Origin of the sequence: Dysgonomonas sp. Marseille-P4677, from assembly GCF_016652235.1 — a bacterium.
Lineage (GTDB): Bacteria > Bacteroidota > Bacteroidia > Bacteroidales > Dysgonomonadaceae > Dysgonomonas.
In genome coordinates this window covers 1-10,288 of record NZ_JAEPKU010000150.1, presented here as the reverse complement: position 1 = coordinate 10,288, position 10,288 = coordinate 1, and the positions used below count along the sequence as shown (strand labels likewise).

Sequence of the window (10,288 nt, the reverse complement as noted above, 5' to 3'; positions counted from 1 at the left end):
GTGGATATAGAGGGTTACGTAAAACCTGGTTATGAATCTCATATAAATGAAGATAATTCGATAAAACTAACTGAAGATTTCCTTCAATTCGAACATACCGACGGCTTGAATTACATCAATACAGAGGTGGAATATTACAAAACCTTCTACCGTAAGAGTATTTTAAAGTTAAATGGGTTGATTGGTGGTGGAGCGGGCTTTCTAATGCCACGCAGTAATGTTACATTAATGGGTAATGAACGCCACGACGCATTTCACGTAGCTGGCTTCGGCATTAATGCAAAGGGTGGATTGGATGTTAGTTTATGGAATCTATTCTTTCTTCGCTCCGAAGTAAAAGAAGGCTATATAAACATGCCGGATATCAGAACGACCAAATCGAAAGATGATAAAGCAAGCCAAGCCTTCTGGTTTGCCGAATTGGCATATATGTTCGGCTTCAACTGGCATTTCTAAAGCAAAAAACAATAAATCGAAAAAGCCCAACGTATTAAATTTAGAATAAGCAGGCAATACAACATGTTTGCTTATTTTGACCTAATAACAGCAGAAATAACGCAAAAAAAATCATAACTTTGCATACTTATTTTCATCAATAATTATGTAAAGCAATGCCAGTTAATATACCAAATAATCTTCCGGCTATTGAGATCCTAAAAAAGGAGAATATTTTTGTCATGAGCCAACTTAGAGCTAATGAACAAGATATCCGTCCGCTACGTGTGCTTATTCTCAATCTGATGCCGATAAAAATAACAACAGAAACCGATCTTATCAGATTATTATCAAATAATCCGTTACAGGTGGAAATTGATTTCTTGAAATTGGAAACACATACTTCCAGAAACACATCAGAAGAACATCTGGAAATGTTTTACAAGAACTTCACAGAGGTCAAAGAGGATTATTATGATGGTATGATTATCACTGGAGCTCCTGTCGAATTATACGAATTTAAAGATGTAACTTATTGGCCCGAGATATCCGAAATATTCGATTGGGCCCGTACACACGTTACATCTACTCTATATATATGCTGGGCTGCACAAGCTGCTCTATATCATTTTTATGGAGTAAACAAGCATCCTCTACCTGAAAAAATGTTCGGAATATTCAAACACGTTGTACATGACAAGAAATTTCCTTTATTCAGAGGTTTCGACGATGAATTTTATATTCCTCACAGTCGCCATACAACCATAAATCGTGAAGAGATAGTACTACACGAAGGACTTAAGATACTATCGGAATCTGACGAATCGGGTGTCGGAATTGTCACTTCACGTGGCGGACGCGAATTTTATCTTACCGGACATTCCGAATATGCACCAAACACTCTGCATTATGAATATGTGAGAGATGTGGAGAAAAACCTTCCAATCAAATTGCCCCTTAATTATTATAAAAACGACAATCCGGAAAACCCTCCTATTGTTCGATGGTCTGGACATGGTAATCTACTATTCAACAACTGGTTAAACTACTTTGTATATCAAGAAACTCCATACGACAAAACCAAGATTAAAGACTTAGGAGAAATAAATCCCAAAAAAGAATAAACAATATAAAAAAGTTACTTATTGTTTGATTAATATCAAACAGTATATAGAACCGATTTACTAAATTGATTAAAGCCCGAAAAATAGAACTTCTTGCTCCGGCTAAAAACTTGGAGTGCGGTATCGAAGCCATTAACCATGGAGCCGATGCTGTATATATCGGTGCGCCTAAGTTTAGCGCCCGAGCTGCTGCCGGAAATACGCTTGAAGATATTAGAGCACTAACAGAGTATGCTCATATTTTTGGAGTAAAAGTATACGTTGCACTTAATACAATATTGAGCGATAACGAACTACAAGAAACCGAGAAGCTTATTTGGCAGCTATATAAGGATGCAAAAATAGATGCTCTGATAATTCAGGACATGGGAATCACCATGCTCAACCTCCCTCCTATAGCATTACATGCCAGTACCCAAATGGATAATAGAGGTGTAGAAAAGGTTAAATTTCTGGAAGATGCAGGCTTCAAACAAATTGTGCTACCACGAGAACTAACAATCGATGAAATAGGGGAAATCTCATCACAGGTTAACACTCCATTAGAGGTATTTGTACATGGTGCACTATGCGTCTGCTATAGTGGACAATGCTATCTCAGTCAAGCCCTATCCGGCAGGAGTGCCAACAAGGGAGCATGTGCTCAATATTGCCGACTCCCATATACTTTAATAGATACTGATGGCGAAGAGATAATATCTAAAAAGCATTTTCTTTCCATGAAAGACCTTAATCTTTCAGAAAACATAGAAGAGCTATTGAATGCAGGTGTAAGCTCGCTGAAAATAGAAGGCCGTCTGAAAGATATTTCATATGTAAAAAATATAGTAGCATTTTACCGTCAGAAATTAGACAAAGTATTAAATAAATATCCCCAATACATACGGTCATCATCAGGCACTTCGTCATTCTCATTCGAACCCGTCCCTGAGAAAAGTTTCAATAGAGGATTTACTAAATATTTCCTCCATGATCGGACTAACAATATGTGGTCGATAGACTCGCCCAAATCCGTAGGTGAACCTATTGGAAAAATCACCGAAATTACCACCAAGTACATTAAAATAAATAGCACAAAGAAACTTCATAATGGTGACGGACTTTGCTTTTTCAACAATAAAAAAGAATTGGAAGGCATACATGTAAACCGTGTGGAGGGAGAACTTATATTTCCTGCAACAATACCCGACATAAAAAAAGGAGCGTACATTTACAGAAATTATGATCATGAGTTCGAAAAATTATTATCTAAAAAATCGGCTGAACGGAAAATCAGCACAACGATAGAATTGATCGATATTCCATTGGGTTTTTCATTAAAGATAACCGATGAAGATGATAATTATGCTATACTCAATTTTGAAATAGAAAAACAGGTTGCTCAAAAAGATCAAACGGATAATATTAAAAACAACCTAAGTAAAACAGGTACAACCATCTTTAAAGTCGAACAAGTAAATATCAATTGGAATGAAAGTTGGTTTATTCCAGCATCTGTATTATCAGAATGGAGAAGATTACTCACAGATAAATTACTTTCGGTACGTAAGATCAGATATCGGCAAGATATTGTAATACAGAAACAAACATCACATTCTTTTCCGGTAAAAGATATCTCTTACTTAGGAAATGTAATGAATAGTAAAGGAAAACAGTTCTATATACAACACCAGTCTACTGTTTCGCAAGCTGCATTCGAGAAGCAAACGTTAGCGAATGTACCCCTCATGTTTACCCGACATTGTATCAAACAATCCCTTGGTTGGTGCCCCAAAGAGGATCAAGAAAAACATCCATATAAAGAACCTTTCTTTTTGTCATATAATAACACTAGATTACGACTTTCGTTCGATTGTAAGAATTGCGAAATGAAAGTTTTCAGCGATTCTGTTCAGGAATAATATACATATTGATATTTTATTTATCTTTGAACTATATTAAAAATATTCGAGCCTGCAATCTATGTTAAAAAGAATATTCAAGTACAGTTGGCCTCCTGCCATTATTGCTATCATCATATTTTATTTATGCTGCCTCATCCCGACACAGGAAATTCCTGAAGTTGGTATAGATTTTTTCATCCCAACAGATAAGATTGTTCATTTCCTGATGTATCTGGGATTAGCGGGTGTGGCTTCTTTCAATTACATATATGACAAAAACGGACATATCATAATACTGAAACTCATCTTATTTGCAGTGCTTATACCAATCATATATGGTGGATTTATTGAGATATTACAGGCTAAATATTTTCCCGAAAGAAGTGGAGATTGGTATGATTTCCTGGCCGATGTGCTTGGAGCATTATCATCCCTTCCTTTCTCATTATGGTTCAGGAGTTTTCTATTAAACAGACAATTAAACGATCAGGAAATATGAAAAAAATAGCGACTTTTTTATTCTCTTTATTCATTACAGCGCATTTATTTTCTCAGGTAGAAAATAATTATCAGTTTAAAGTAAAAGTAGGCGACATAGCTCCTGACTTTGAAATGAGTTTACCATCAGGAGAGAAAGTAAAACTCTCATCTCTGAGAGGAAAAGTAGTTATGCTGCAATTCACAGCCAGCTGGTGTGGTGTATGTCGTAAAGAAATGCCACATATAGAGTCTGAGATATGGCAAAGACACAAAGACAATCCTAACTTTGCATTATACGGTATTGATAGGGAAGAGCCTGCCGAGACTATTCTCAAGTTCGCAGAAGCAACAGGTGTTACCTACCCTATCGGCCTTGATCCTAAGGCTGAAATATTTAGTGCCTATGCCGAAAAAGAAGCCGGGATAACTCGCAATATAGTCATTGACAAAGACGGAAAGATAGTAATGCTCACCAGACTATATAAAGAGGAAGAGTTCAACAAGATGGTTAAACTAATAGATTCGTTATTAGCCAAGAAGTAAAAAAATGAATATTGTAATCATCAAATATAACGCAGGAAATATCTTTTCCGTAGAACATGCTTTTAAACGTTTAGGAATAAAGGCTGTAGTTTCTTCCGATCACGATCTTATTCGAAGTGCCGACAAGGTTGTATTTCCGGGGGTTGGAGAAGCCAGTTCAACCATGCAATACTTGCAACAATCGGGTTTAGACAAACTAATTCCAAACTTAAGTCAACCCGTTTTAGGAATCTGTCTAGGTATGCAACTTATGTGTTCGCATTCCGAAGAAGGTGATGTAAACTGCCTGAATATATTCGACGCCGAAGTAAAACGATTCATCCCTCAAAAACATGAAGACAAAGTTCCACATATGGGTTGGAATATAATAAAAAATGTAAAGAGTGAAATATTTGACGAAACTATTGAAAACCAATTTGTTTACTTTGTCCATAGTTATTATGTAGCTTTAAGCAAACATACAATTGCAACAACCGATTATATACAACCTTTTAGTGCTGCAATACACAAAGATAATTTCTATGCGACACAGTTTCATCCCGAAAAGAGTGGAAGTATCGGAGAAAAAATACTGATAAACTTTTTATCAAACACATAATTTAATACAGCTATGGACAAATATGACGAGTTAAAAAGGCTGGAAGAACTGAGAATCCAAGGCTCTATTTCCGAAGAAGAATTTCAAAGGGAAAAAGCAAAGATATTAAATTCAGATAACAACCAAAATAATGGTAGAGGATTAGGTGGCATCAATGAAAATACCTATATTACATTAATGCATTTATCTCAATTTGCCGGCATCTTAATACCCGGCCTGGGATTCATTCTCCCTATTGTCCTATGGCTGGTAAACGCTAAGGAATATTCGAATGTTGATATGCATGGAAAAAATATAGCTAATTTCATGATAAGTATGCTTATTTATATCACAGTCGCGGGTATCCTTTGCATTACAATAATAGGACTAGTAATAGGACTTCCTATGCTTATTGTTATTGGAATACTCCAATTGGTATTTGTCATTATTGCAGCAGTAAAAGCAAGTAACGGAGAATATTGGAAATATCCATTGTCAATTACTTTCTTTTCTTAAACAAATAGAAGCATGATAGAAATTATCCCGGCTATAGACCTCATTGATGGTAAATGCGTTCGTTTATCGCAAGGGGACTATAACGCAAAAAAAATATATAACGAAGATCCTCTTGAAGTGGCGAAAATGTTTGAAGACGCGGGTATACATCGTCTTCATTTAGTAGACCTCGATGGAGCTAAAGCTAAACATATAGTAAATCAGGCTGTTTTAGAAAAAATTGCCACAAACACCTCGCTTACAATCGACTTTGGTGGAGGTATACAAAGTGATTCTGATTTGGAGATCGCGTTCAACAGCGGAGCATCCATGATTACAGGAGGTAGTATAGCAATAAAAAACACTGAATTATTTAAAGATTGGTTAAAAAGATACGGAAGCGAAAAGATAATACTAGGTGCTGACTGTAAGGACCACAGCATAGCTGTATCTGGTTGGCAAGAATCAACTTCTGTAGATATTATACCCTTTATCGATGAATATAAAAAGGGTGGAATAACCAAAGTGATATGTACCGATATTAACAAGGACGGTATGTTACAAGGCCCTTCAATTGATCTATATAAAGAGATATTAAGTATATTTCCTGATTTATATCTAATTGCCAGCGGAGGGGTGGGCTGTTTCCAAGACATCATTGATTTGGAGCAAGCAGGTGTTCCTGCCGTTATATTAGGAAAAGCTATATATGAACAAAAAGTTACATTGAAAGATTTATCCGACTATAATAAATAGTTACAAGCTGTAGATTTTCCAAATTCAATTATCAATACTAAAACAGCTATGAACCTGCTAGAAACAACATATTTAGGCAGGAAACTGTAATATCCGGAAAAGCTGCAAAAAGTGTTACTTTTTTAAGATAGCAAATCGATATCAGAAGAGAGGGAAAGTAACAGAGATAAAAGTTGGTAAAAAGCTGTTACCTTTGTTACTTTTTTTTAATTATTTAATTAATAAACAGTCCTTTGGGATTAAACATAAAATAATGCTTGCAAAAAGAATTATACCTTGTTTGGATGTTAAAGATGGCATGACCGTAAAGGGAACTAACTTCGTGAATCTCCGGGAAGCCGGCGATCCGGTCGAACTTGGAATACAATACAGCCAACAAGGAGCCGACGAACTAGTGTTTCTCGACATTACAGCATCACACGAAGAACGGAAAACCTTTACTGATTTGGTAAAACGTATTGCCGCCAACATCAATATACCATTTACTATTGGTGGTGGAATAAATGAACTATCGGATGTAGACCGATTACTAAATGCCGGAGCTGACAAAGTATCGGTTAATTCGACTGCTATAAGAAACCCTAAAATAATAGAAGAAATAGCTAAAAACTTCGGATCTCAGGTCTGTGTTTGCGCAATAGATGCTAACTTTGAAGATGGTATATGGCACTGTTATACAAGTGGAGGTAGGAATAAGACAAACAAAGAGCTTTTCTCTTGGGCTAAAGAGGTTGAAAACCTTGGCGCCGGAGAAATTTTATTTACTAGTATGAACCATGATGGAGTAAAAACAGGCTATGCAAACGAAGCCTTGCGCACATTGTCCGAGTCTCTGAATATTCCGATTATAGCATCGGGTGGAGCAGGGAAAATGGAGCATTTCAAGGATGTATTCATAGAAGGTAAGGCGGATGCAGCACTAGCAGCAAGTGTTTTCCACTTTGGTGAAATCAAAATAGAAGATCTAAAGACTTACTTAAAGTCTGAGAATATAAATGTGAGATAATCACATAGGAGACTAATAAATCTTTATTGATCAATAGGCAAAAGGTCTAAATCTTTTATCCTTAAATGATCTTGAATATAAAGATTATAAAAAATATAATTTTGACAAGGATTCTGAACTTTTATGGCTCCTCGATCGTATTAATAATGAATGAATATGAATTTAGATTTTGATAAGGTAGGCGGATTAATTCCTGCCATCATACAAGACAATGAGACCAATAAAGTGCTCATGTTAGGTTATATGAATGCTGAAGCACTGAACAAGACACAGGATACAGGTAAGGTAACATTCTATAGCCGTACAAAAGAACGCTTATGGACCAAAGGAGAAGAAAGTGGTAACTTTCTGAATGTTGTAAGCATAAAAGACGATTGTGATCATGACACTCTCCTTGTCAAAGTAAATCCTGTAGGCCCTGTTTGTCACACAGGATCAGACACTTGTTTTGAAGAAGAAAATAAGGAAGACATTCTATTCTTAAAGTATCTTCAACATTTCATTGAAAATCGCTATAAAGAAATGCCTGAAGGCTCTTACACAACCTCTCTATTCCAATCGGGAATAAACCGAATGGCACAGAAAGTCGGCGAAGAGGCCTTAGAATCTGTTATAGAAGCTTGCAACGGAACAGACGATCGTTTGATTTACGAGTCGGCCGATATGCTATACCACTTGATTGTAATGCTTACATCAAAAGGCTTAAGTATTGAAGATTTGGCCAGAGAGCTTCAGAAAAGACATAAAAAATAATAGGATGGCAGCAAAGACCCTTGTCCTTTACTGCATTTACGTTTAATAATTATGGTTATGGATAAAGATAAAGATGTGATTGTTAGATATGAAGATGTTGACTTGGATAGAGACAGAAACAATATCTTGAGCAATATAAACGTATCCATAAAAGAAGGTGAGTTTATTTACCTTATAGGAAAAGTAGGTTCCGGAAAAAGCACATTTCTGAAAAGCCTTTATCACGAAATACCTCTAGAAAAAGGACACGGACGTATATTTGATTATGCGTTGGAACATATGAAGAAAAAAGACATCCCTTACCTCAGAAGGAAAATAGGCATTGTCTTTCAAGATTTCCAGCTATTGATAGATCGTACTGCAGCCAAAAACTTAGAATTTGTACTTCGTGCTACAGGTTGGAAAAATAAAGACCTGATAGATATTCGTATATCCGAAGTCCTCGCTCAAGTAGGGATGCAAAATAAAGGCTATAAAATGCCTCATGAATTATCAGGTGGAGAACAACAACGTATAGTTATAGCTCGTGCATTACTCAACTCTCCTGAAATAATTTTAGCTGACGAGCCTACTGGTAATTTGGATCCGGAAACGGGAAATCAGATTGTAGAGTTATTACATAATATCTCTAAAAACAATACCGCTGTAATAATGTCTACACACAACTACGCAATAGTACAAAAATATCCAGGTCGAATTATTAAATGTGAAGATGGTCAGCTGAAAGATATAAGAATGGGAAACTAATAACCGGATGGGGGCTATATAAGTCTTTAATTTTTAAATTCTTAAAAAAATGGAAATAAGGAAATTAAATACATCAAACCAAGAAGAGCTTTCATTTGTAGAAAATCTTTATGTTGAATCTTTTCCTCCGAGTGAACGCCGCCCTGTGGAAACAATGTTTGATTTGTATAAAAGCAATGGACCATTTGTTATATCCTTAACTATTGAGGAAGGTCATATAGTGGGTTTTCTTACCTATTGGGATTTGGATGACTTTATATTTGCGGAACATTTTGCCATTTCGTCAGAGTTCCGTAACGGAGGATATGGACGCAAGGTGATGGATTTATTCATTAAATACGCAACTAAACCTATTATTCTGGAGGTTGAACTTCCAACAACAATTATCTCAGAACGTCGCATTGGGTTCTACCAACGCCTCGGATTTAAACTTTGGGAAAATATACAATACCAACAACCGGCTTATCTTAAAGATGGTATAGCTATTCCTATGAAACTCATGACATATGGAAATATAGATATAGAAAAGGATCTTATTCAGATAAGGAGTAAAATCTACAATATCGCATATAACTGTTAAACATCACTCTTCAGCCTAAATACAAGAAAAGCCAGTAAAATAAAGTTACTGGCTTTTTTTATCTGAGTTAGCTCAAGCTTATCCTACTTCTACAACTAAGAATTTTGTAAGACTCCAGAACTTTTTGTAGTCAGTTATCTTAATTACAATCTTACCACTGCTATCTTTATCCAAACTGTAGCTATCTTTTGGATGATCTGATAAAATCTTCACTTTCTTATCGTACACAGGAATATTATGAGTGTCACGAATATCTATTCTGATGAATTTGCTTTTCTCGATACCTTCATTTAAAATCTTAGTAGAGGCTAGGAATCCACCTGTTACAACTTTGGCTTCTTTCAATTCTTTAGAAGTTCCAAACATATAATAGGCTGTGTTTAGTTCTTTATCCTGCTCTTTAATTTTAGATGCTTGCTCTGCTGTTTGAGCTGATAAATTATCAACATTTTCAGCCAATGATTGTACATCTGTTTGCAACGAGGCTATTTGTGCATCACGAGTGACAAGTGATGTTTGTAATTCAGAAATTGTATTTGCTCTTTCTGTCAACTCGGCATTTAAACGCTCGATAGTTGCTTTCAGACCTGACATCTGCCCCGAATTATTTTTCAATCTTTGGTTCAATTTATCAATATCCGTTTTATTCTTTTTCAGAATTTCATTAATCATTTCGAAATTATCTCTAACACGAGTTTTCGTATCATTAGACATTTCTCCTTTAGCCTTAGACTCGATAGTCAGATATTTTTCCGCTTCGCGTATTTGCTTGAAGTTTTCTTCAATATCATTTATGAGCCCATTCACCTCTGCCAGTTCAGTATTGCTTTGACCAGCTATCTGCATCAAAGAATCTCTCTCAGCCTGTAAGGCCTTATATTCATCTGAATTTTTTACATTACATGAAGC

General features: G+C 35.8%; 13 protein-coding genes. 12 read left to right on the top strand and 1 reads right to left on the bottom strand.

What is annotated here, in order from left to right:
• From JGH11_RS17460 to JGH11_RS17405, 12 genes are all read left to right on the top strand, one after another.
• The coding region (locus tag JGH11_RS17460) for a hypothetical protein (protein WP_201113957.1) at positions 1–456 on the top strand (456 nt) is incomplete at its 5' end.
• A 155-nt stretch (positions 457–611) separates the two neighbouring features.
• A complete protein-coding gene (gene metA, locus JGH11_RS17455; protein WP_201113956.1) occupies positions 612–1,559 on the top strand; it encodes a homoserine O-succinyltransferase in 948 nt (315 codons plus the stop codon).
• Positions 1,560–1,624: 65 nt separating this feature from the next.
• Positions 1,625–3,460, top strand: coding sequence for a U32 family peptidase (locus JGH11_RS17450; RefSeq protein ID WP_201113954.1), 1,836 nt, complete (start codon positions 1,625–1,627; stop codon positions 3,458–3,460).
• 61 nt (positions 3,461–3,521) lie between these two features.
• Positions 3,522–3,941 (top strand): VanZ family protein, encoded by a 420-nt coding sequence (locus JGH11_RS17445; RefSeq protein ID WP_201113952.1) that lies wholly within the window; start codon positions 3,522–3,524, stop codon positions 3,939–3,941.
• A complete protein-coding gene (locus JGH11_RS17440) occupies positions 3,938–4,465 on the top strand; it encodes a TlpA disulfide reductase family protein (RefSeq protein WP_201113950.1) in 528 nt (175 codons plus the stop codon). The genes JGH11_RS17445 and JGH11_RS17440 overlap by 4 nt, the downstream gene beginning before the upstream one ends.
• 4 nt (positions 4,466–4,469) lie before the next feature.
• Positions 4,470–5,063: an imidazole glycerol phosphate synthase subunit HisH gene (hisH, locus tag JGH11_RS17435; protein WP_201113948.1), complete on the top strand. Its 594-nt coding sequence runs from the start codon at positions 4,470–4,472 to the stop codon at positions 5,061–5,063.
• Between the two features lie 12 nt (positions 5,064–5,075).
• Positions 5,076–5,558 carry a DUF4870 domain-containing protein gene (locus JGH11_RS17430; RefSeq protein ID WP_201113946.1) on the top strand — a complete coding sequence of 161 codons (483 nt, stop codon included), beginning with the start codon at positions 5,076–5,078 and terminating at the stop codon, positions 5,556–5,558.
• A gap of 12 nt (positions 5,559–5,570) precedes the next feature.
• Positions 5,571–6,293 carry a 1-(5-phosphoribosyl)-5-[(5-phosphoribosylamino)methylideneamino]imidazole-4-carboxamide isomerase gene (gene hisA / locus JGH11_RS17425; RefSeq protein ID WP_201113944.1) on the top strand — a complete coding sequence of 241 codons (723 nt, stop codon included), beginning with the start codon at positions 5,571–5,573 and terminating at the stop codon, positions 6,291–6,293.
• A gap of 253 nt (positions 6,294–6,546) precedes the next feature.
• Positions 6,547–7,299: an imidazole glycerol phosphate synthase subunit HisF gene (gene hisF, locus JGH11_RS17420; protein ID WP_201113942.1), complete on the top strand. Its 753-nt coding sequence runs from the start codon at positions 6,547–6,549 to the stop codon at positions 7,297–7,299.
• Positions 7,300–7,455: 156 nt separating this feature from the next.
• Entirely contained in the window at positions 7,456–8,052 is a 597-nt protein-coding gene (gene hisIE / locus JGH11_RS17415; protein WP_201113940.1) for a bifunctional phosphoribosyl-AMP cyclohydrolase/phosphoribosyl-ATP diphosphatase HisIE, read from the top strand.
• Positions 8,053–8,109: 57 nt separating this feature from the next.
• Positions 8,110–8,799, top strand: a complete 690-nt coding sequence (locus JGH11_RS17410; RefSeq protein WP_201113938.1) for a cell division ATP-binding protein FtsE — start codon at positions 8,110–8,112, stop codon at positions 8,797–8,799.
• Positions 8,800–8,848: 49 nt separating this feature from the next.
• The gene (locus JGH11_RS17405) at positions 8,849–9,379 is read left to right on the top strand and encodes a GNAT family N-acetyltransferase (protein ID WP_201113936.1); all 531 of its coding nucleotides are present in this window, start codon (positions 8,849–8,851) and stop codon (positions 9,377–9,379) included.
• A gap of 78 nt (positions 9,380–9,457) precedes the next feature.
• Here JGH11_RS17405 and JGH11_RS17400 read toward each other — a convergent pair.
• A partial coding sequence (locus JGH11_RS17400; RefSeq protein ID WP_201113934.1) for a hypothetical protein occupies positions 9,458–10,288 on the bottom strand: 831 nt, incomplete at its 5' end.

What these genes read in the sequence shown, in the direction of transcription:
- hisH (WP_201113948.1), top strand. Translation starts at nt 4,470, where the DNA reads ATGAATATTGTAATCATCAAATATAACGCAGGAAATATCTTTTCCGTA.
- JGH11_RS17440 (WP_201113950.1), top strand. Translation starts at nt 3,938, where the DNA reads ATGAAAAAAATAGCGACTTTTTTATTCTCTTTATTCATTACAGCGCAT.
- hisF (WP_201113942.1), top strand. Translation starts at nt 6,547, where the DNA reads ATGCTTGCAAAAAGAATTATACCTTGTTTGGATGTTAAAGATGGCATG.
- hisA (WP_201113944.1), top strand. Translation starts at nt 5,571, where the DNA reads ATGATAGAAATTATCCCGGCTATAGACCTCATTGATGGTAAATGCGTT.
- hisIE (WP_201113940.1), top strand. Translation starts at nt 7,456, where the DNA reads ATGAATTTAGATTTTGATAAGGTAGGCGGATTAATTCCTGCCATCATA.
- JGH11_RS17410 (WP_201113938.1), top strand. Translation starts at nt 8,110, where the DNA reads ATGGATAAAGATAAAGATGTGATTGTTAGATATGAAGATGTTGACTTG.
- JGH11_RS17445 (WP_201113952.1), top strand. Translation starts at nt 3,522, where the DNA reads ATGTTAAAAAGAATATTCAAGTACAGTTGGCCTCCTGCCATTATTGCT.
- metA (WP_201113956.1), top strand. Translation starts at nt 612, where the DNA reads ATGCCAGTTAATATACCAAATAATCTTCCGGCTATTGAGATCCTAAAA.
- JGH11_RS17430 (WP_201113946.1), top strand. Translation starts at nt 5,076, where the DNA reads ATGGACAAATATGACGAGTTAAAAAGGCTGGAAGAACTGAGAATCCAA.
- JGH11_RS17405 (WP_201113936.1), top strand. Translation starts at nt 8,849, where the DNA reads ATGGAAATAAGGAAATTAAATACATCAAACCAAGAAGAGCTTTCATTT.